The organism is Streptomyces sp. NPDC030893, assembly GCF_055571535.1.
Genome location: NZ_JBVIFC010000002.1, coordinates 443,719 through 463,940, shown reverse-complemented (window position 1 = coordinate 463,940; position 20,222 = coordinate 443,719). Strand labels below are relative to the sequence as shown.

Sequence of the window (20,222 nt, the reverse complement as noted above, 5' to 3'; positions counted from 1 at the left end):
TGGTGCGAGGACACGAGACGGAAGCCGCCGCCGACCACGGAGGGCACACATGGCACCGTACGAATCCGAGAACAGGACGACCGAGGGGGAGGTCGACGAGCCGAGCACACGGCGGCGCAGGGCCGCGCGGTACGTCGTCCCGGTCACGGTGATGGGAGTGGCGGCCGCGACCATCGGGCTCGTCCCCGCGATCGCCGACTCCGGCGACCCCGACCTGCCGGAGATCACCGCCGCACAGCTCATCGAGAAGATCGCGCAGTCGGACGTCGAGCGGCTGTCCGGCACCGTGAAGATCACCACCGACCTCGGGCTGCCGGACCTCGGCGGCCTGGAGAACAGCCTCACGTCCGGCGCGACGGGACAGGGCGACGACGGCGGCTCCTCGGCCGACCCGTCCGCCAAGCTCACCGAACTGGCGTCCGGCACGCACACGCTGCGGATCGCGGCCGACGGCCCGGACCGGCAGAAGGTGTCGATCCTGGAGAACGCCGCCGAGTACAGCCTGATCCACAACGGCAAGGACGTCTGGGGCTACGACAGCGAGTCCAACGAGGTCTACCACGGCACGGTCGACGCGTCCGGCGAGGACCGGGAGCAGCGGCCCCCGGCCACCCCGGACGACTTCGCCGAGGAGGCGCTCAAAGCGGTCGACGACACCACGTCCGTGACCGTCGACGGCACCGCCCAGGTGGCCGGCCGGGACGCCTACCGGCTGGTCGTCCAGCCCAAGCAGTCCGGTTCCACGGTCGGCCGCATCAGCATCGCGGTCGACCACGAGACCGGTATGCCGCTGAAGTTCACGCTCACCCCGGCGAGCGGCGGCGCGGCCGTCGTCGACGTCGGCTTCACCAAGGTGAGCTTCGACCGGCCCGACGCGTCGACCTTCGAGTTCACCCCGCCCAAGGGCGCCGAGGTGACCGAGGAGGGCGAACTGGACCACGAACCGGGCCGCGCACCGGACCACGGCCGGGACCACTCCGGGAAGCCGGAGCGGGCCCCCAAGTCGGAAGAGGACCTGGCCAAGGGCCTCGACGGCATGAAGATGATCGGCGAGGGCTGGAACACCATCGCCACCTTCGACAGCGGCGCCGGGGGCGGCCTGCCCACCGGCGAGGCCGGCGGCGACCTCGGCGGCTTCCTCGGCTCGCTCGGCGACCCGGTCAAGGGCGAGTTCGGCACCGGCACGGTGTTCAGCACCCGCCTGGTCAACGCCCTGATCACCGAGGACGGCACGGTCTATGTGGGCGCCGTCACCAAGGACGCGCTCGTGAAGGCGGCCGACGCGGGGAAGTAAGGCCCCGGGACCTTACGACGTGACAGGGAACGAGGGAGCCGATGGGCGAGGCGTCCGCCAGGGAGCCGGACGGCGCGCACGCGGGTGACGCGGTCATCGCCACCCGCGCGCTCACCAAGCGCTACCGCGGCGGACAGCTCGCCGTCGACGGTCTGCACCTGACCGTCCCGGAGGGCAGCGTCTTCGGCTTCCTCGGCCCCAACGGCTCCGGCAAGACCACCACCATCCGCATGCTGATGGGCCTGATCGAGCCGACCTCCGGCACGGCGCACGTCCTGGGGCGCCCCATGCCGCGCTCCGCGCGCGCCGTGCTGCCCCACGTCGGCGCCCTCATCGAGGGCCCGGCCCTGTACGGCTTCCTCTCCGGCCGGGACAACCTGCTGCGCTACGACGCCGCCGACCCGACCGCCGATCCGCGCACCCGGCGCGCCCGCGTCGCCGCCGCACTGGACCGGGTGGGCCTCACGGCCGCCGCGGCCAAGAAGGCGAAGGCGTACTCCCTCGGCATGAAGCAGCGCCTCGGCCTCGCGGCCGCCCTGCTCCAGCCGCGCCGGCTGCTCGTCCTGGACGAGCCGACCAACGGCCTCGACCCGCAGGGCATGCGGGAGATCCGCACGCTCGTGCGCGAACTGGCCTCGGACGGCACCACCGTCTTCCTCTCCTCCCACCTGCTCGACGAGATCGAGCAGGTGTGCACGCACGCCGCCGTGATGGCCCAGGGCCGGCTGATCACCCAGGGGCCGGTGGCCGACCTGGCCGCCGGAGCCCGCGGCCGGCTGGCGGTGACCACACCGGACCCGGCGGACGCGGCCCGGGTGCTGAAGGAGCAGGGGGTCGCCGACGTGATCGTGGACGGTGACCGGGTGTCCGGCGAGGCGCCCGAACGGGACCTCGCCGAGCTCAACGCCGCGCTGGTGACGGCCGGCGTCCGGGTCCGCGGCTTCGGGGTCGAACGGGCCTCGCTGGAGGACGCGTTCGTGGCGCTGACCGGGGAGGGGTTCGATGTCGCGGGCTGAGACGGCACGGAGGCCGAGTCCCCTGTGGACCCTCGGCCTGTTCCGCAGCGAACTGCTCACCACCTTCCGCCGCTGGCGCACCCTGGCCCTGCTCGGGGTGCTGGCGGCCGTACCGGTCCTGGTCGGCATCGCCGTGCGCATCGAGACCGGTGACGGCTCGTCGGCCGGCGGCGGGGGCGGCGGCGGAGGGCCGGCGTTCATCTCGCAGATCACCAACAACGGCCTGTTCCTCGTCTTCACCGCGCTCGCCGCCACCCTGCCGTTCTTCCTCCCCATGGCGATCGGGGTCGTCGCGGGCGACGCCCTCGCCGGCGAGGCGAACGCCGGCACCCTGCGCTACCTCCTGGTCGCCCCCGCCGGCCGCAGCCGCCTGCTGCTCACCAAGTACGCGACGGTCGTCACCTTCTGTCTGGTCGCCACCCTCGTGGTCGCCGTCTCGGCGCTGATCACCGGCGCCCTGCTGTTCCCGCTCGGCGACCTCACCACCATCTCCGGCACCCGGATCGGCTTCGCCGAGGGACTGGGCAGAGCACTGCTGATCGCCCTGGTCGTCGCCGCGTCACTGATCGGGGTGGCGGCGCTCGGCCTGTTCGTCTCCACGCTGACCAACAGCGGCATCGCGGCGATGGCGACCACGGTCGGGCTGCTGATCACGGTCCAGATCCTCGACCAGATCCCCCAGCTGCACGCCCTGCACCCCTACCTCTTCTCCCACCACTGGCTCTCCTTCGCCGACCTGATGCGCGAGCCCGTCTACTGGGACGACCTGACGAAGAACCTCGGCCTCCAGGCCCTCTACGCGGCCGTATTCGGCTCGGCGGCCTGGGCACGGTTCACCTCGAAGGACATCACCGCGTAGGAAACGCGGTGGCACGCGTCGGCCGGGCGTGTGACGGTTCGGTCCGTGGGCAACTCAAAGGCATATCCCGTCCTGCGGACCACCGACGCGGCCGAGGCGTACCGGCAGGCCAGGCGGTTGTGTGCGCTGCTGGAGCACATCGACGACCGGATCTGGCTCTTCGCCGAGATGCGGACGGTCAGCGAGGTCCGGGAGATGGCCGGCCTCGTCCCGGGGGCGGATTTCAACTACGAGGGGCGCCGCATCGACCCGGCGACGGGAGAGGCGCTCCGGTTCGACCTCGACGTGGCGACGCTGGACGACGCCGAACTCCGTACGCACCTTCCGTTGTCCTTCAGCGAGGACGTCGAGCCCGGGGACGCCGGGGAACTCGCGGAACGGTTCCGGGCAGCTCTGGGCGAGGGCATGGCATCCATCCGATGGGACGGCCGGTGGCCGGACGACCCGGAGACGGACTCGTACGGGCACTGGGGATACGACGGGGTCCAGATCGTGTTCCACAGCGATGAGGCTCAGTACGACGACAAGTGGACCGAGGACCACACCGTCTTCGTCCATGTGAGCAAACACGACGACCCCGACCGCGCCCGGACGCTCGCCGCATACATCGGCAGCCGGGTCCTGGGCGACGCACAGCTCGGCTGGTGAGCCCCGTCCGTCAGCCGGACGCCCCGTGCCGTTCCGCCTCCCGTGCCACGGCGAGCAGCAGGTCCTCCCGTCCGCGCGCCGCCACCAGCTGGAGCCCCGCCGGGCAGCCGTCGGTGCCGAACCCGGCCGGGAGGCTCAGCGCCGGGTGCCCGCTGAGGTTGAACGCCCAGGTGAGCGCGGTCGAGTAGACCTCCCCGGGGCCCTCGTGGCCGTGCGGTGCGGTGGGCGCCGTGGGGGTGAGCAGCAGGTCGGCGGCGGAGAAGAGGGCGTCCAGGCGGCGGTCGTTCCCGGCGCGGACGCGGTGGGCGCCGGTCCGGTCGGCGCCGGGGGTGCGCAGGGCGGACCAGGCCGGAGCGGGGTCGAGGAGCGCGGGCGGCTCCGGGGGCCGGACCAGCCGTACGATCCCCGCGTCGACGAGCCGGCCGGCCGCCGACCGGGCCAGGGCGACCGGCTCCGGGTCGGGGCGGGCGAAGCCCAGGCCGGGGGACCACACGGCGGAGACGGGAAAGTCCGGGGGCGCCGCGTCCGCGCCGGACGACGGCCGTACCGCCCGCCACCAGGCCGCCGCGTCCGCGGCCGTACGGGCCAGCACCCCGGGCGCCGCCAGTCCCGTACGGTCGGGCGACGGAAGCCGGCCGCCGGTGACCTTCAGCCCGAGGACTCCGCACCACGCCGCCGGTATCCGCACCGAGCCCGCGCCGTCACCGCCCGTCGCCAGCGGCACCAGCCCGGCCGCCACCGCCACCGCCGCCCCGGCCGACGAACCGCCCGGTGTGCGGTCCGCCCGCCAGGGGTTGACCGTGCGGCCGTGCGCCCCGAGTCCCCATGTCTGCCACGGCGTCCCCGGGCCGGGCACGGACGTGGCGCCCACGGCGACACAGCCCGCCGCGAGCAACGGGCCCGCCGCACGCAGCCCGTGCCGCCCCTTGACCGCGATCGGCACCCCGGCCAGCGGCAGCCGCTCCCCGGCGGCCACCCGCGCGTCCACCTCACCCGCCCGCCGCAGCGCCTCCTCGCCCCACACGTCGAGAAAGGCGCACAGCACCGGATCGGCCCGGCCGATCCGCTCCAGCGCCTCCGCGACCACGTCCACCGCCCGGCGTTCGCGTCCGCGTACGGCGGAGGCGATCTTCTCGGCGCCGTCCGCCGTGCTCAGCGTGCCGAGCCCGTCAGCCGGGCCGGGGAGTCCGTTCCGTGCGGCGGCCGGCCGCTCAGGTCGCCCAGGCGCCACTCGGGCACCCACGGCACCCGGTACACGTCGATGACCGCCTCGATGAGCCGGATCCGCTGCGCGAGGGGGCGGGGCAGCCGTCCCGGCGCGTCCGCCACCAGGACCACGGCCTCCAGGTCGAGCCCCCGGGGCGCCTCCCCGCGCCGGAACACCTCCACGGCCGGGGCCACGGCGTCGAGGCCGGCCGCATGGGTCCGGGCGACCAGCAGCACCGACCGCGGATCGGCCGGCCCGGGCCAGGCACGGCCGCTGTCGTGGCCGCCGTAGACGGCGGCGAGCGTGGAGACGCCGGCGCCGCCGTGCAGGCCGACCCAGGAGAAGCGGCGGGCCGTCGCGTGCGCGTGGGCGGGCTCCGGCGGGGCCGCCGCCTCCGCGTCCGGCGCCGCCACCGGCCCTCGGATCCAGATCTCCGGTCCCTGTCGCATGCCTGTCCGCATGCCCCCTCTCCTGCTCGCCCCCTCGATCTTCATGCCGTCGGCCGGACGCGAAACCCGCGGTGGCGGCCGTTGGGACGAGCCTGTGACATCGCGGTGACGTGAGAAGCGCGGGCGAGCGGACAGACTCGGCGGTAGGTGTACGACCCGAATGAGGGAACGATGTCTCGACTCAGCCGCGAGAAGAAGCGGGAACAGCAGCCGGCCGCCGATGCGGCGCATCGTGCGGCCGCGCCGATCGACGTCCATGTCCCCGTGGGCGCCGCGGCGGCGACGGTCGGCGGGGTGCCGGTGATCGCGGGGCCCGGCGAGGAGATCCAGCACGCGGTGCTGAACCGCCTCCACCGCATCGCCATCGCCTCCGGGCACGCCGTCCTCGCCACCGTGCACGACGAACGCATCGGCTACGTCGTACCGCTCGAGGTCGAACCGGACGGCTCCAGCCGGTTCACGGCACAGCCGGACCGGCTGCGCACGGCACGGGACCCGGAGCCGGCGGGCGCGGCGGAGCCCGCGCGGGAGCCCGCCACGGACCGGCCGACGCACCTGCTGCGCCCCGCACCGGAACCCCGGGCACCCGAGCAGCCGGCCCCCGTACGGGACGCCACCCCCACCTTCAGGCTGCGCCCCCTCCCCGAGCCGGCTCAGGCCACGCCGCCCGGCACGGTCGCTCCCCCGACCGGCGAGTTCGGCCCGCCCCCGGCCATGGGCGCGAGGCCGCACCCCGCGGAGCCGGGACCCGAGCGCGTACCGAGTCCCGAGCCGGAATCCCCGCCGGCCCCCGACCTCGACGCCGACCCCAAGCCCACCCCGCCCCGCGGATTCGACGCCGTGGCGGAAGCGGTCCTCGGCGACGAGCCCCCCGCCGCCTCCGGCGAGCACCACCTCGCCGAGCCCATGGCCCGGGTCAACGAGGCCGTCCGGTCCGGCCGGATCGACACGGCCGCCCGCCTGGCCGAGGAGACCGTGGCGCAGGCGTCGGCCACCCTCGGCCCCGACCACCACGAAGTCCTGCGCCTGCGCGAACTCGCCGCCTACATCGCCTACCTGGCCGGTGAGCCGCTGCGCGCCTTCCGGCTCTCCCTCGACCTCGCCCTGATCTGCCGCCGCGCCCAGGACGCGGAGGCCGCCTACGGCAACGTCCGCAGCGCCGCCACCGCATGGCGCGCGGTGCGCGATCCGCTGCTCGGCCTCGAACTCGGGCACGAGCTGATCGCGCTGTGGACCGAGCTCGCCGCCGAGGGCGGTGCCGCCGCCGACGAGATCGAGGAGCTGGAGTCCGCCCGCGCCCGCATGGGCCGGCTGACCGAACGGGCCCGGAGGCAGCGGAGCTGAGCCCCGGGCGTCAGTGCAGGCAGAACTCGTTGCCTTCCGGGTCCGTCATCACGAGCCACCCCCCGGAAGGCTCCTCCACCCGGCGCAGCACCCGCGCCCCGAGGTCCTCCAGTCGCGCGAGCTCCTCCTCGCGGCGCCCCTCGCCGGGATGCAGGTCGAGGTGGAGCCGGTTCTTGACGGTCTTCGCCTCGGGGACGCGCTGGAACAGCAGCCGCCGTCCGCGGCCGGTGCCGCTCTCCTCGTCGTAGGGGTCGTCCGGGTGCCGTACCGCCGCCAGGTCGCGCCAGGCACGGCGGCCGTGCGACTCGACGGTCAGCTCCGCCGGTACGGCGCCCGCGCCGAGGAGCTTCGCTATGAGGGCGCTGTTGTCCTCCACCACGTACCGCAGGGCGGCGGCCCAGAAGTCGGCCTGGGCGTGGGGATCGGCCGCGTCGATGACGACCTTCCAGTGCACGGGCGTGGCCGGAGTCGGTGTCTGCGTCATGCCTCCAGTTATAGAACCGGGCACTGACACCCGCCCGGTGCGCTGCCGCGTCCGGCTACGGCCCGGTCCTCAGCGCGTCCTGCTCCGGCGCGGCGGGCACGCCCTCGGGGCCGCGCGCGCCGCCCACCGCGCCGGTCGTCGTGGCGCTCGCCGCGGTCGGCCGTACGTCGGGAGCGGCGGCCAGCGCGCGGGCGGCCCGGCGGGCGGTGCGCAGCGCGTCCCAGGTGAGCAGGGTGAGCGCCAGCCACACGAGTGCGAAACCGGCCCAGCGCTCGGGAGGCATGGCCTCCTTGAAGTAGACGATGCCGAGCAGGAACTGGAAGACCGGCGCCAGGTACTGCAACAGCCCCAGCGTGGACAGCGGCACGCGGATCGCGGCGGCGCCGAAGCAGACCAGGGGTATCGCGGTGACGAGTCCGGTCGCGGCGAGCAGCAGCGCGTGCCCGGCCCCCTCGCCGGTGAAGGTGGACTCGCCCTGGGAGCCGAGCCACACCAGGAAGCCGAGCGCGGGCAGGAACTGGATCGCGGTCTCGGCGGCCAGCGACTCGACACCGCCGAGGTTGACCTTCTTCTTCACCAGCCCGTACGTGGCGAAGGAGAAGGCGAGGCAGAGGGAGATCCACGGCGGCCGGCCGTATCCGACGGTGAGGACGAGCACTGCGGCGGCGCCGATCCCGACCGCCGCCCACTGCGCGGGCCGCAGGCGCTCCTTCAGCAGCAGCACGCCCATCGCGATGGTGACCAGCGGGTTGATGAAGTAGCCGAGGGAGGCCTCGACGACGTGCCCGGAGTTCACCGACCAGATGTAGACGCCCCAGTTCACGGTGATGACCGACGCGGCCACCGTGACCAGCGCCAGCCTCCGCGGCTGCCGCACCAGCTCGCCGAGCCAGGCCCAGCGGCGTACGACGAGCAGGGCGGCGGCCACGAAGAGCAGCGACCAGACCATGCGGTGGGCGAGGATCTCCACCGCCCCCGCGGGTTTGAGCAGGGGCCAGAACAGCGGCACGAGCCCCCACATGCCGTACGCGGCGAAGCCGTTCAGCAGTCCTATGCGTGCCTCTGCGGCCGACTTGCCGGTCACGGGTCCTCCTTCATGCCTGACGCGTGCCCTGTCTCCCGCGACGCCCGCCGGACGCGCGTGATGCCCGCCGGATGCGCGCGTGATGCCCGCCGGACGACGGTAACGCCGGACACCCCCGCGTGTCATGCCCGTACCGGCATACGGTCATGACCAACGGGGGTCGGGGCTGTTTCGGCCGGCCCTTCAGTCCTTCAGCGCGGCGGCGACGGCGTCGGCGAGCGGGGTGGTCGGGCGGCCGGCCAGCCGGGACAGGTCGCCGCTGTCCACGACGAGCTCGCCCTTCGCGATCGAGGCGTCCACGCCCGCGAGGATCGCGGCCATCGGCCCGGGCACGCCCGCCCCGGACAGGATGCCGGTGAGCGCCTCGGGCGTGACCGGCCGGTAGGCGATCTCCCTGCCGGTCTGCCGGCTCAGCTCGGCCGCGTACTCGGCGAAGCTCCACGCCTCGTCGCCGCCCAGCTCGTACGTCCGCGACGCGTGTCCCTCACCGGTCAGTACGGCGACGGCGGCGGCCGCGTAGTCGGCCCGGGAGGCGGAGGAGACCCGGCCGTCACCGGCGGCGGCGAGGACCGCGTCGTGCTCCAGCACCGGGGCGAGGTTCTCGGTGTAGTTCTCGTGGTACCAGCCGTTGCGCAGCAGGGTGTACGGCACTCCCGAGTCCAGCAGCGCCTTCTCGGTGGCGCGGTGGTCGTCGGCCAGGGCGGCGGTCAGGGAACCCGGGGCGCTGGTGTAGGCGAGCAGGGCCGCGCCGGCGGCCTTCGCGGCGTCGATCACGACCCGGTGCTGGCCCACCCTGCCCTTGTCGAACTCGTTGCCGGAGATCAGCAGCACCTTGTCGCCCGCGGCGAACAGGCCGTCGAAGGTCTCGGGGGCGTTGTAGTCGGCGACCGCGACGCGTACCCCGCGTCCGGCGAGGTCCGCGGCCTTCCCGGCGCTGCGGACGACGGCCGTGACCTGCTCGGCCGGGACCTTCTCCAGCAGCTGCTCCACGACGTGGCGGCCGAGGTGCCCGGTGGCTCCGGTGACGACGATGCTCATGATCGGTGACTCCTTTTGGGGTGGGTAGGACACTAACCATAAGGAGTGCGCTATCGAAAAGAAAGTGCCCACGTCCCGGCCCGGCAGGCATACGACGAGACCCGGGCGCCACAGGGCACCCGGGTCTCGTTCGCGGCCTGCCGCGGGGGTCAGCCCACGACGGTCCAGGTGTCGCCGCCGGCCAGCAGCGCGGCCAGGTCGCCCTTGCCGTTCTGTTCGACGGCGGCGTCGAGCTGGTCGGCCATCAGCGTGTCGTAGACCGGCCGGACGACGGAGCGGAAGACACCGATCGGCGTGTGGTGCAGGGTGTTCGGATCCGCGAGCCGGGACAGCGCGAACGCGGTGGTCGGGGACGCGGAGCCGGCGTCGTGGACCAGGATCTCCGCCTCGTTCTCCGGTGTCACCGTCACCACCTTCAGATCACCGGTGGCCCGGTCGCGTACGACGCCCTTGGCCCCGTCCGTGCCGAAGCGGATCGGCTCCCCGTGCTCCAGCCGGATCACCGCCTCCTCCGCCTGCTGCCGGTCCTTGAGCACCTCGAAGGCGCCGTCGTTGAAGATGTTGCAGTTCTGGTAGATCTCCACCAGCGCCGTGCCCGGGTGGTCGGCGGCCTGGCGCAGCACCTCGGTGAGATGCTTGCGGTCCGAGTCCACCGTGCGCGCCACGAACGACGCCTCCGCGCCGATCGCCAGCGACACCGGGTTGAAGGGCGCGTCGAGCGACCCCATCGGCGTCGACTTGGTGATCTTGCCGACCTCCGAGGTGGGGGAGTACTGGCCCTTGGTCAGACCGTAGATCCGGTTGTTGAACAGCAGGATCTTCAGGTTGACGTTGCGGCGCAGCGCGTGGATGAGATGGTTGCCGCCGATGGACAGCGCGTCACCGTCGCCCGTCACCACCCACACGCTCAGGTCCCGGCGGGAGGCCGCGAGCCCGGTCGCGATCGCGGGGGCGCGGCCGTGGATGGAGTGCATCCCGTAGGTGTTCATGTAGTACGGGAACCGGGAGGAGCAACCGATGCCGGAGACGAAGACGATGTTCTCCCTCGCCAGGCCCAGCTGCGGCATGAAGCCCTGGACGGCGGCGAGCACGGCGTAGTCACCGCAGCCGGGGCACCAGCGCACCTCCTGATCGGACTTGAAGTCCTTCATGGACTGCTTGCCCTCGGCCCTGGGCACGAGCTGGAGCAGCGTGTCGGCGTCAGTCATCGATGGCCTCCTTCAGCGCCGCGGCGAGCTGCTCCGCCTTGAACGGCATACCGTTGACCTGGTTGTACGACTGGGCGTCGACCAGGTACTTCGCCCGGATGAGGGTGGCGAGCTGCCCGAGGTTCATCTCCGGGACCACCACCTTGTCGTACCCCTCGAGAACCGCGCCGAGGTTGTGCGGGAAGGGGTTCAGATGCCGCAGGTGCGCCTGCGCGACGGACTCCCCGGCCCGCCGCAGCCGCCGCACCGCCGCCGTGATGGGCCCGTACGTCGAACCCCAGCCGAGCACCAGCACCCGCGCGGTCCCGCCCGGGTCGTCGACCTCCAGGTCCGGTACGTCGATACCGTCGACCTTGGCCTGCCGGGTGCGGACCATGAAGTCGTGGTTGGCCGGGTCGTAGGAGATGTTCCCCGTGCCGTCCTGCTTCTCGATGCCGCCGATACGGTGCTCCAGACCCGGCGTGCCTGGGATCGCCCAGGGGCGCGCCAGGGTCTGCGGATCCCGCTTGTACGGCCAGAACACCTCCGTGCCGTCGTCCAGCGCGTGGTTCGGGCCCTGTGCGAACCGCACCCGCAGGTCCGGCAGCTCCTCCAGGTCCGGAACCCGCCACGGCTCGGAGCCGTTGGCCAGGTAACCGTCGGACAGGAGGAACACCGGGGTGCGGTAGGCCAGGGCGATCCGGGCCGCCTCCAGGGCGGCGTCGAAGCAGTCGGCCGGGGTGCGCGGGGCGACGACCGGGACCGGCGCCTCACCGTTGCGCCCGTACATCGCCTGCAGCAGGTCCGCCTGCTCCGTCTTGGTCGGCAGACCCGTGGACGGGCCGCCGCGCTGGATGTCGACGATCAGCAGCGGCAGCTCCAGCGACACCGCCAGCCCGATCGTCTCCGACTTCAGCGCCACCCCCGGACCGGACGTCGTCGTCACCGCGAGCGAACCCCCGAAGGCCGCCCCCAGCGCCGCCCCGATACCGGCGATCTCGTCCTCCGCCTGGAACGTCCGCACACCGAAGTTCTTGTGCCGGCTCAGCTCGTGCAGGATGTCCGAGGCCGGGGTGATCGGGTACGAGCCCAGGAACAGCGGCAGGTCCGCCTGCCGGGACGCGGCGACCAGCCCGTAGGACAGGGCCAGGTTCCCGGAGATGTTGCGGTACACCCCGGGCGGGAACGCCTTCGCCGCCGGGGCCACCTCGTAGGAGACGGCGAAGTCCTCGGTGGTCTCCCCGAAGTTCCAGCCCGCCCGGTAGGCCGCGATGTTGGCCGCCGCGATGTCGGGCTTCTTGGCGAACTTCGCCTTCAGGAACTTCTCCGTGCCCTCGGTGGGCCGGTGGTACATCCAGCTCAGCAGGCCGAGCGCGAACATGTTCTTGCTGCGCTCGGCCTCCTTGCGGGTGAGGTCGAACTCCTTCAGCGCCTCCACCGTCAGCGTGGTCAACGGCACCGGGTGCAGGTGGTAGCCGTCCAGCGAGCCGTCCTCCAGGGGGCTGCTGTCGTAGCCGACCTTCTGCATCGCCCGCTTGGTGAACTCGTCCGTGTTGACGATGATCTCCGCGCCGCGCGGCAGGTCGCCGACGTTGGCCTTGAGCGCGGCCGGGTTCATCGCCACCAGCACGTTGGGGGCGTCACCGGGGGTGAGGATGTCGTGGTCGGCGAAATGGAGCTGGAAGGACGAGACACCCGGCAGGGTGCCGGCGGGGGCGCGGATCTCGGCCGGGAAGTTCGGCAGTGTGGAGAGGTCGTTGCCGAAGGACGCGGTCTCCGAGGTGAAACGGTCACCGGTGAGCTGCATCCCGTCACCCGAGTCCCCCGCGAACCTGATGATCACTCGGTCGAGCCGGCGGACATCCTTCGCCCCCGCCGCTGTGCGCTGCTCTCCCACGACTGCTCCGTCGGCCTGCTCCGCAGTGCTGCTGACCTGGCTGGTCACTGAACTGGACCTCCTCGAGGCGGCTGTCCGGGACGGCCTTCCCGCAGGCCTTCCCCGCATAAACCCTACGTCCGTAAGGGTCGCCTTCCTCGGGTCATTCGCATGTTGGACACGACTTCGAGACGTCCCGGCACGACAGGTCTAGGAGTTGAGGTAGGTGAGCACGGCCAGGACCCGCCGGTGATCGCCGTCGCTCGGGGACAGCCCCAGCTTCAGGAAGATGTTGCTGACGTGCTTCTCCACCGCGCCGTCGCTCACCACCAGCTGCCGGGCGATCGCCGAGTTCGTCCGCCCCTCGGCCATCAGGCCCAGGACCTCCCGCTCGCGCGGGGTGAGCCCGGCCAGCACGTCCTGCTTGCGGCTGCGCCCCAGCAGCTGCGCGACGACCTCCGGGTCCAGCGCCGTACCGCCCTCGGCCACCCGCACCACCGCGTCCACGAACTCGCGGACCTCGGCCACCCGGTCCTTCAGCAGATAGCCGACGCCCCGGCTGGAACCGGCGAGCAGCTCCGTGGCGTACCGCTCCTCCACGTACTGCGACAGCACCAGCACCCCGACCCCCGGATGCGACTTGCGCAGCTGCACCGCGGCCCGCACCCCCTCGTCCGTGTGCGTCGGCGGCATCCGTACGTCGGCCACCACCACGTCCGGCAGCAGGTTCTGCCCGTCCAGCTCCGCGATGGTCTTGATCAGCGCCTCGCCGTCGCCGACACCGGCCACGACCTCGTGCCCCCGGTCGGTCAGCAGCCGCGTCAGTCCCTCCCGCAGCAGCACCGAATCCTCGGCGATGACCACCCGCACCCTGTCCTCCACGTCCCTCGGCCCCCCACACCCTGCTCCGGTCCCACCCTTCTGGCGGATCCGGTCGACAGGTCCAGCATTCCAGCATCCGGCGGGGGATGGGCCGGGGGATCACGATCGGGGGTGTCGTCGGGGCGGGCGGCGGGCGGCGGGCGGCGGGCGGCGGGCGGCGGGCGGTGGCCGCCGGGTGCGGGTTGCGCGTGCGCGGCTGCCGCGGGTCGGGGCACGCGCTGCGCGTGCGGCCGGGCGAGGGCGTACGGCGTGCGACGGCGACGGGTCCGGTCCGTCACGGCCGGTTCGCGCGGCAGGCGACGGCGACCGGTTCGTCGCGGCGGTCCGGGCCCCAGGCGGCGGCGACTGGCTCGTCACGACCGGTCGCACGTACGGCATGCGGTCGGTACGGGACGGTCGCCCGCACGCCCGCACGCCCGCACGGCCGGGGCGCACGGGCGGCGGGTGCGGCCCATGTGCCGCACCCGCCGTTCCGGCCTGCCGTCCTGGCCTGCCGTCCTGGCCCGTCGTCCCGCCTCGGGGCGTCAGTACGCGGTCACCGTCACCGAGTCCGCTCCGCGCGCCACGGCAGTTCCGCCGTCACCCGGGTCGGGCCGCCGGGCGGCGAGTCCACCACCAGGATCCCGTCCACCGCGTCCAGCCGCTCCGCCAGGCCCGCCAGCCCGGAACCCCGGGAGGTGTCGGCGCCGCCCACCCCGTTGTCCACCACCTGGAGCATCAGCCGGTTCTCCGCCCGCCACACCTCCACGGCCGCCCAGGTCGCCCGCGCGTGCTTGCTGATGTTCTGCAGCAGCTCCGAGGCCGTGAAGTAGGCGATGCCCTCGATGGCCGGCGCGGGCCGCTCGGTCAGGTCCACCTCCACCTGCACCGGCACCGTGCACCGCGAGGCCACCGACGACAGGGCGGCGTCCAGGCCCCGGTCGGTCAGCACCGCCGGGTGGATACCGCGCGCCAGGTCCCGCAGCTCCTGCAGCGCCGTCTTCACCTCACCGTGCGCCTCGTCCACCATCTGCGCCGCGACCTGCGGGTCCTCCCGCAGCTTCTCCTTCGCCAGACCCAGATCCATGGCCAGCGCCACCAGCCGGGCCTGCGCCCCGTCGTGCAGATCGCGCTCGATGCGCCGCAGGTCCGCCGCCGCCGTGTCCACCACGACCCCGCGGTCCGACTCCAGCTCCACCACCCGCGTGGCCAGCCGGGACGGCCCGAGCAGCCCGTGCACCATCACCCGGTCCACCGTCGTCAGCGCCCGTACGATCCACGGCGTGGCGAGCGTGAACAGCAGACCCACGCCCGCGGTCACCGTGATCTCGAAGGCGTTGTCGAGGTAGATCTCGTGCTGCCCGTCGCCGTACAGCTGGATGCCCGGCTGCCCGGCGTACACCGGGTGGACCCAGAACCACAGCGGATACGTCAGCAGCGCCCAGCCCACCGACCAGAGCGTCACGGTGACGGTGAAGGACAGCACCGCCCACGGCAGCTGGAGCACCGCGTACAGCAGGGCCCGCCAGGACGCGCCGCTCTTCAGCACGGCACCGATCCAGCCCATGAGCCCGTTCCGCTTCGCCCGCAGCGGATCCGGCTCGCCCACCTCCAGGTCCAGCAGCCCCCGGGCCCGGGCCCGCTCCACCGACCCGAACCCGCGGCAGCCGGCGAGCGCCGCCGCCAGCACCGGAACGCCGAGGAACGTCACCAGCAGGCCCGCGCCCAGCGACACCATCGTGACCGCGTAGGTGAACAGCAGCACGCTCACCGGCAGGCTCAGCAGCACATACCCCAGCTCCCGCCAGGTGCGCCCCTCGACCGGCGCCCGCAGCGCGGCCGGCAGCCGCTGCCGCCGTGCCCCGGCGCTCCCGGGATGCCCGGGTTCCGTGGGGAGCCCGTAGCCCTGTCCGTACTCCGTGGCCATCGGCGTCGTCCTTCGTCTCGTCCGGAGGCTGTGCTGTCGTATCTCCAGACTGCTGCGTCGCAGGTCGGCGGACCATGGAGTCCGTCGCAGTCTTGGCCGGGGGGTTTTCCCTACCTCCGGCCGCGGGCGGACGCCCCCTTGCCGGTGCGGGCCTCCTCGGCCAGGACACCGGAACGGTCCCGCCACGGCAGCTCCGCCGTCACCGTCGTCGGACCGCCCTCCGGCGAGTCCACGACGAACAGACCGTCCACCGCGCCCAGCCGGTCGGCCAGGCCCCGCATGCCCGAGCCGCCCTCCAGGTTCGCGCCCCCGCGCCCGTCGTCCCACACCTGGAGGAACAGCCGCCCCTCCGACCGCCACGCGTCCACCGCCGCCGACCGGGCCCGGCTGTGCTTGCTGACGTTCTGCAGCAGCTCCGAGACGGTGAAGTAGGCGATGCCCTCGATGGCGGCCGCCGGACGCTCGTCCAGGTCGACCGTCACCTTCACCGGCACCGTGCAGCGCGAGGCGACCGAGGACAGGGCGGCGTCCAGGCCCCGGTCGGTCAGCACCGCCGGATGGATGCCCCGCGCCAGGTCCCGAAGCTCCTGAAGCGCCAGCTTCACCTCGCCGTGCGCCTCCTCGACCATCGAGGCCGCGGCGTCGGGGTCCTCCAGCAGCTTCTCCTTGGCCAGCCCCAGCCCCATCGCCAGATTGACCAGCCGGGCCTGCGCCCCGTCGTGCAGATCGCGCTCGATGCGCCGCAGGTCCGCCGCCGCCGTGTCCACCACCACACCCCGGTCGGACTCCAGCTCCGCGATACGCCGCTCCAGCTCGTCGGAGGGCGACAGCAGGCCGCGCACCATCGCCCGGTCCACATCGGCCAGGGCGCGCACCACGAACGGCAGCACCGGCCAGAGCACGAATAGCCCGGTCAGCGCGACGGTGAAGGTGAGCACCCCCCACGGCAGCCGTATCAGCTCGTACAGCACCGTGCGCCAGCCCACCGGGTCCTTCAGCGCCATCCACAGCCGCGGCCAGAACCCCCCGCGCCCGAGCGGCAACCGGCTCGGCTCCTCCACCCGCACCCCGAGCAGCAGCCTGGCCCGCGCCCGCTCCAGCCGGCCCAGCAGCCGCGCCCCCATCAGCCCGGCGGCCAGCAGCGGCAGCCCGATCACCGTCACGGCCAGCCCGGCCCCGGTGAACAGCATCGTCACCGTGTAGGTGAAGCCGACCAGCGACGCCGGGAGGTTCGCCAGCAGATGGGCGATCTCCTTCCAGGTGTGCGCGTCATAGGCGAAACGGGCCGGCGGCGGACGGTCGCCGGGCGGCCCTGCCGGTGCGGAAACCGCCGTCACGGGCGCACCCGGAGGCGGGAAGGGTTCGGTCATGCGCCTCAGCCTGCCGGGAGCAGGGGGGTCCGCGCCATCAGGCGGGCCGCCGGGCCTGCCTGAGGAAAACCCCACCCTCGGGGTATCCCGAGTGGTGACGGGCTGCTTACCGTGCCTTTACGAGGGCCTAGACTCCCGTGCGTACAGATCGTCGAGCCGTTGCGTTCGGCGTTCACCGGCACGGATCACGGGCACGGGACAGGCAGGGGCCCGGGAGCCGATCCGAGGGAGTGAGGGGCGGACGTGCGGGAAACGACCGTCGTCGCGGCGGACTACTTCCAGTCCTACTCGGTCGTCGGACTGCTCGCCGTCGTCGGCGTGCTGTTCGTCGCCGTCGCCTTCGGAGCGGGACGCCTGCTGCGGCCCGTGGTCCCCACACCCGAGAAGCTCCTGACGTACGAGTGCGGAGTCGACCCCGTCGGTGAGGGCTGGGCCCACACCCAGGTCCGCTACTACGTCTACGCCTTCCTCTACGTGATCTTCGCCGTCGACTCGATCTTCCTCTTCCCCTGGGCCACCGTCTTCGCCGCCGACGGCTACGGCGCGACGACCCTGGTGGAGATGTTCATCTTCCTCGGCTTCCTCGCCGTGGGCCTGCTGTACGCATACAAGAAGGGCGTCCTGACATGGACGTGAACCCCGCCGCCGACCCCGCCGCCCCTTCCGCCGCCGGCGGCCCCGAGCCCGTCCTGCTTCCGGAGCCGAAGCGGCTCGGCGCGCTCGCCCGGCTGGCGCCCGAGCCGATGAAGGTCGTCCTCAACTGGGGCCGCCGCTACTCCCTCTGGGTCTTCAACTTCGGCCTCGCCTGCTGCGCGATCGAGTTCATCGCCGCATCCATGGCCCGGCACGACTTCATCCGCCTCGGCGTCATCCCGTTCGCCCCGGGACCGCGCCAGGCCGACCTGATGGTCGTCTCCGGCACGGTCACGGACAAGATGGCGCCCGCGGTGAAGCGCCTGTACGAACAGATGCCCGAGCCGAAGTACGTCATCTCCTTCGGCGCGTGCAGCAACTGCGGCGGGCCGTACTGGGACTCCTACTCCGTCACCAAGGGCGTCGACCAGATCATCCCGGTCGACGTCTACGTCCCCGGCTGCCCGCCCCGCCCCGAGGCGCTGCTCCAGGGGATCCTGAAACTCCAGGAGAAGATCGCCCGCGAGTCGCTGGGGGAGCGGTACGGGACCTCCGGCGGCGGCGCGGGGCCCTCGGCGGCGGCCCTGCGGAGCGGCCTGGTCCGGCCGCCGGCGCCGGCCGGTGACGACGGGGAGGGCCGATGACCGCGGCCGGCTGGCTCCCCGCCGACGCCGGGGAACTCTTCGGCGCCGACGCCACGGCGGCGGAGTCCTACGGCGTCCTCACCGCCGACGTCCCGCCCGCCTCCTGGATCACCGCCCTGGAGACCGCGCGCGACCGGCTCGGCTGCACCTTCTTCGACTGGCTGAGCGCGGTCGACGAACCCGGCACGGGCTTCCACGTCACGGCCCACGTCGCCGCCCTGCACCCCGTACGGCGCCTGCTGCTGCGCACCACGGTGCCGCACGACGCCCCGACGCTGCCCTCCGCCGTGGACGTCTACGCGGGCGCCGCGTGGCACGAACGCGAGACGCACGAGATGTTCGGCGTCGGCTTCACGGGCCACCCCGGCCTGGACCACCTCCTCCTGCCGGACAACTTCGAGGGCCACCCCCTGCGCAAGGACTTCGTCCTCGCGGCCCGGGTCGCCAAGGCCTGGCCGGGCGCGAAGGAACCCGGCGAATCCGAGCACGGCGGTCCCAAGCGCCGCCAGATGCTGCCCCCCGGCGTGCCCGACCCCAACGAATGGGGCCCCCAGAAGGGCCAGCTCCCCCCGGCCCCGTCCCGCCCTGCCCGGGGCGCGACCCGCACCCGCACGACACCGGACACACCCCCTTCGCCGCGCCGCACCCGTTCAGCATCGGAGGGTTCGGCGAGCCAGGCGTCCGCACCGGGTTCTCCGACCCCGCCCCGCCGCAACCGCTCGGCGGCGGAGGGTTCGGCGAGCCAGGCGGCCCCCACCGAGGCTGCTGCCCAGCCCCCGACCCCGCCGCGCCGCAACCGCTCGGCGTCGGAGGGCTCCGTCAGTCAGGCGTCGACCCCGGGTTCTCCGGCTTCGCCGCGCCGCAACCGCTCGGCGGCCGAAGGTTCCGTGAGCCAGTCGGCGAAGGCGAGCCCCGAGCCGTCCGCCGCCCCCGTCCGACGCGCACGGAGCGCCAGTGAGGGGTCGGCGTCGCAGCGCTCCGGTGCGCCGTCCGCCGGAGGCCCCCGCCGGGCGCGCAGCGCGTCCGAGGGCTCCGCGAGCCAACGCGCGGCATCGGAAGAAGCCTCACCGCCGGACGACGAGTCCGCCCCCACCGGGCCCGCCCGGCCGGCCGGAAACCCCCCTGACTCCCCACGCAGCCCGGACGCCCCCTGGCACCACGCCCGCCCGGCCTTCACGGAACCGGAACCCGCCACGGAGCCCGGAACGGAACCGCAGCCCGCGACCGAGACCGAGAACGCGACCGAGACCGAGACCGAGAACGCGACCGAGACCGAGACCGAGAACGCGACCGAGACCACCACCCCCGAAGACCCCTCAGGAGGCCCGCGGTGAACGACGTGCTCGACGTCGCCCTGCGACTCCTCGTCGTGTTCGTCGTCTTCCTCACCTTCCCCCTGATCGTGGGTCAGACCGAGCACAAGGTGATGGCCCACATGCAGGGCCGCCTCGGCCCGATGTACGCCGGCGGCTTCCACGGCTGGGCCCAGCTCATCGCCGACGGCGTGAAGTTCGCGCAGAAGGAGGACGTGGTCCCGGCCGGCGCGGACCGCCGTGTCTTCCAGCTCGCCCCCGCCGTCGCCCTCCTGCCGTACCTCCTCGTGCTGCTCGCCATCCCGATCGGCCCGGGCGAAGGCGCGGTCGGCCAGGTGCTGGACGCGGGCGTGTTCTTCGTCCTGGCGGTCATGGGCGTCGGTGTCCTCGGCTCGCTCATGGCCGGCTGGGCCTCCGCCAACAAGTTCTCCCTCCTCGGCGGCCTGCGCACCGCCGCCCAGCTCCTCGCGTACGAACTCCCGATGCTGCTCACCGCCGCCTCCGTGGCGATGGCGGCCGGAACCGTCTCCCTCGTCGGCATCCTCGACGCCTTCGAGTGGTGGTGGGTGCCCTGGCAGATCACCGGCGCGCTCGTCTTCTTCGTCGCCGGCCTCGCCGAACTCCAGCGCCCTCCCTTCGACATGCCGGTCGCCGACTCGGAGATCATCTTCGGCGCGTACACCGAGTACACCGGTCTGCGCTTCGCGCTCTTCCTCCTCGCCGAGTACGCCGGAATCGTCGTGCTGTGCGGTCTGACCACCGTCCTCTTCCTGGGCGGCTGGCACGGCCCCTGGGGCGCCGACGGGCTCGGCTGGGTCTGGACCCTGCTGAAGACCGCGGTCCTCGCCTTCGTCGTCATCTGGCTCCGCGTCACCTACCCCCGGCTGCGCGAGGACCAGCTCCAGAAGTTCTCGTGGACCCTCCTCGTCCCCCTCTCCCTCGCCCAGATCGCCCTCACCGGCATCGTGAAGGTGGTGATCCGGTAACC

19 protein-coding genes are annotated in these 20,222 nt (G+C 73.2%); 9 read left to right on the top strand and 10 right to left on the bottom strand.

The features are described 5' to 3' along the window. Window positions 1-49: 49 nt before the first annotated feature. From ACZ434_RS06850 to ACZ434_RS06835, 4 genes are read left to right on the top strand one after another with little or no spacing between them, the layout of a single operon-like run. Window positions 50-1,294, top strand: coding sequence for a LolA family protein (locus ACZ434_RS06850; protein WP_468452560.1), 1,245 nt, complete (start codon window positions 50-52; stop codon window positions 1,292-1,294). A 41-nt stretch (window positions 1,295-1,335) separates the two neighbouring features. Continuing rightward, window positions 1,336-2,310 carry an ABC transporter ATP-binding protein gene (locus tag ACZ434_RS06845; RefSeq protein WP_468452558.1) on the top strand — a complete coding sequence of 325 codons (975 nt, stop codon included), beginning with the start codon at window positions 1,336-1,338 and terminating at the stop codon, window positions 2,308-2,310. Further along, a complete protein-coding gene (locus ACZ434_RS06840) occupies window positions 2,297-3,169 on the top strand; it encodes an ABC transporter permease (RefSeq protein ID WP_468452556.1) in 873 nt (290 codons plus the stop codon). The genes ACZ434_RS06845 and ACZ434_RS06840 overlap by 14 nt, the downstream gene beginning before the upstream one ends. Before the next feature lie 45 nt (window positions 3,170-3,214). Further along, on the top strand, window positions 3,215-3,817 hold the full coding sequence (locus tag ACZ434_RS06835) for a hypothetical protein (protein WP_468452554.1): 603 nt from the start codon (window positions 3,215-3,217) through the stop codon (window positions 3,815-3,817). Between the two features lie 10 nt (window positions 3,818-3,827). Here ACZ434_RS06835 and ACZ434_RS06830 read toward each other — a convergent pair whose 3' ends face one another. Beyond that, window positions 3,828-4,910, bottom strand: coding sequence for an amidase family protein (locus ACZ434_RS06830; protein ID WP_468452931.1), 1,083 nt, complete (start codon window positions 4,908-4,910; stop codon window positions 3,828-3,830). 59 nt (window positions 4,911-4,969) lie between these two features. Continuing rightward, window positions 4,970-5,485, bottom strand: a complete 516-nt coding sequence (locus ACZ434_RS06825) for a DUF6668 family protein (RefSeq protein WP_468452552.1) — start codon at window positions 5,483-5,485, stop codon at window positions 4,970-4,972. A 159-nt stretch (window positions 5,486-5,644) separates the two neighbouring features. Here ACZ434_RS06825 and ACZ434_RS06820 point away from each other — a divergent pair, with 159 nt between their 5' ends. Next, window positions 5,645-6,817: a tetratricopeptide repeat protein gene (locus ACZ434_RS06820; protein WP_468452550.1), complete on the top strand. Its 1,173-nt coding sequence runs from the start codon at window positions 5,645-5,647 to the stop codon at window positions 6,815-6,817. 10 nt (window positions 6,818-6,827) lie between these two features. Here the strand turns inward: ACZ434_RS06820 and ACZ434_RS06815 are convergent, their stop codons facing one another. The 8 genes from ACZ434_RS06815 to ACZ434_RS06780 form a co-directional block, all read right to left on the bottom strand. Then, on the bottom strand, window positions 6,828-7,301 hold the full coding sequence (locus tag ACZ434_RS06815; protein WP_468452548.1) for a VOC family protein: 474 nt from the start codon (window positions 7,299-7,301) through the stop codon (window positions 6,828-6,830). Between the two features lie 55 nt (window positions 7,302-7,356). Continuing rightward, a complete protein-coding gene (gene rarD, locus ACZ434_RS06810; RefSeq protein ID WP_468452546.1) occupies window positions 7,357-8,385 on the bottom strand; it encodes an EamA family transporter RarD in 1,029 nt (342 codons plus the stop codon). A gap of 183 nt (window positions 8,386-8,568) precedes the next feature. Then, on the bottom strand, window positions 8,569-9,423 hold the full coding sequence (locus ACZ434_RS06805) for an NAD(P)H-binding protein (RefSeq protein ID WP_468452544.1): 855 nt from the start codon (window positions 9,421-9,423) through the stop codon (window positions 8,569-8,571). A gap of 149 nt (window positions 9,424-9,572) precedes the next feature. Next, window positions 9,573-10,631, bottom strand: coding sequence for a 2-oxoacid:ferredoxin oxidoreductase subunit beta (locus tag ACZ434_RS06800; RefSeq protein ID WP_468452542.1), 1,059 nt, complete (start codon window positions 10,629-10,631; stop codon window positions 9,573-9,575). Beyond that, window positions 10,624-12,555, bottom strand: a complete 1,932-nt coding sequence (locus ACZ434_RS06795) for a 2-oxoacid:acceptor oxidoreductase subunit alpha (protein WP_468452540.1) — start codon at window positions 12,553-12,555, stop codon at window positions 10,624-10,626. Before ACZ434_RS06795 ends, ACZ434_RS06800 begins: the two co-directional genes overlap by 8 nt. A gap of 141 nt (window positions 12,556-12,696) precedes the next feature. Beyond that, window positions 12,697-13,356, bottom strand: coding sequence for a LuxR C-terminal-related transcriptional regulator (locus ACZ434_RS06790; protein WP_468452929.1), 660 nt, complete (start codon window positions 13,354-13,356; stop codon window positions 12,697-12,699). 553 nt (window positions 13,357-13,909) lie between these two features. Further along, window positions 13,910-15,274, bottom strand: coding sequence for a sensor histidine kinase (locus ACZ434_RS06785; protein ID WP_468452538.1), 1,365 nt, complete (start codon window positions 15,272-15,274; stop codon window positions 13,910-13,912). A gap of 110 nt (window positions 15,275-15,384) precedes the next feature. Then, window positions 15,385-16,644, bottom strand: coding sequence for a sensor histidine kinase (locus ACZ434_RS06780; protein WP_468452536.1), 1,260 nt, complete (start codon window positions 16,642-16,644; stop codon window positions 15,385-15,387). A 243-nt stretch (window positions 16,645-16,887) separates the two neighbouring features. Here ACZ434_RS06780 and ACZ434_RS06775 point away from each other — a divergent pair, with 243 nt between their 5' ends. The 4 genes from ACZ434_RS06775 to ACZ434_RS06760 are packed head-to-tail and all read left to right on the top strand — an operon-like array spanning window position 16,888 to window position 20,220. Next, window positions 16,888-17,280: an NADH-quinone oxidoreductase subunit A gene (locus tag ACZ434_RS06775; RefSeq protein WP_468452534.1), complete on the top strand. Its 393-nt coding sequence runs from the start codon at window positions 16,888-16,890 to the stop codon at window positions 17,278-17,280. Beyond that, window positions 17,271-17,921 (top strand): NADH-quinone oxidoreductase subunit B, encoded by a 651-nt coding sequence (locus ACZ434_RS06770; protein WP_468452532.1) that lies wholly within the window; start codon window positions 17,271-17,273, stop codon window positions 17,919-17,921. Before ACZ434_RS06775 ends, ACZ434_RS06770 begins: the two co-directional genes overlap by 10 nt. Beyond that, window positions 17,918-19,255 (top strand): NADH-quinone oxidoreductase subunit C, encoded by a 1,338-nt coding sequence (locus ACZ434_RS06765; RefSeq protein ID WP_468452530.1) that lies wholly within the window; start codon window positions 17,918-17,920, stop codon window positions 19,253-19,255. Before ACZ434_RS06770 ends, ACZ434_RS06765 begins: the two co-directional genes overlap by 4 nt. After that, complete coding sequence (locus tag ACZ434_RS06760) at window positions 19,252-20,220, top strand: complex I subunit 1/NuoH family protein (protein WP_468452528.1); 969 nt, start codon at window positions 19,252-19,254, stop codon at window positions 20,218-20,220. The genes ACZ434_RS06765 and ACZ434_RS06760 overlap by 4 nt, the downstream gene beginning before the upstream one ends. Window positions 20,221-20,222: the final 2 nt, after the last annotated feature.

What these genes read in the sequence shown, in the direction of transcription:
- ACZ434_RS06850 (WP_468452560.1), top strand. Translation starts at nt 50, where the DNA reads ATGGCACCGTACGAATCCGAGAACAGGACGACCGAGGGGGAGGTCGAC.
- ACZ434_RS06845 (WP_468452558.1), top strand. Translation starts at nt 1,336, where the DNA reads ATGGGCGAGGCGTCCGCCAGGGAGCCGGACGGCGCGCACGCGGGTGAC.
- ACZ434_RS06840 (WP_468452556.1), top strand. Translation starts at nt 2,297, where the DNA reads ATGTCGCGGGCTGAGACGGCACGGAGGCCGAGTCCCCTGTGGACCCTC.
- ACZ434_RS06825 (WP_468452552.1), bottom strand. Translation starts at nt 5,485, where the DNA reads ATGCGGACAGGCATGCGACAGGGACCGGAGATCTGGATCCGAGGGCCG.
- ACZ434_RS06820 (WP_468452550.1), top strand. Translation starts at nt 5,645, where the DNA reads ATGTCTCGACTCAGCCGCGAGAAGAAGCGGGAACAGCAGCCGGCCGCC.
- ACZ434_RS06815 (WP_468452548.1), bottom strand. Translation starts at nt 7,301, where the DNA reads ATGACGCAGACACCGACTCCGGCCACGCCCGTGCACTGGAAGGTCGTC.
- ACZ434_RS06805 (WP_468452544.1), bottom strand. Translation starts at nt 9,423, where the DNA reads ATGAGCATCGTCGTCACCGGAGCCACCGGGCACCTCGGCCGCCACGTC.
- ACZ434_RS06800 (WP_468452542.1), bottom strand. Translation starts at nt 10,631, where the DNA reads ATGACTGACGCCGACACGCTGCTCCAGCTCGTGCCCAGGGCCGAGGGC.
- ACZ434_RS06785 (WP_468452538.1), bottom strand. Translation starts at nt 15,274, where the DNA reads ATGGCCACGGAGTACGGACAGGGCTACGGGCTCCCCACGGAACCCGGG.
- ACZ434_RS06780 (WP_468452536.1), bottom strand. Translation starts at nt 16,644, where the DNA reads ATGACCGAACCCTTCCCGCCTCCGGGTGCGCCCGTGACGGCGGTTTCC.
- ACZ434_RS06770 (WP_468452532.1), top strand. Translation starts at nt 17,271, where the DNA reads ATGGACGTGAACCCCGCCGCCGACCCCGCCGCCCCTTCCGCCGCCGGC.
- ACZ434_RS06765 (WP_468452530.1), top strand. Translation starts at nt 17,918, where the DNA reads ATGACCGCGGCCGGCTGGCTCCCCGCCGACGCCGGGGAACTCTTCGGC.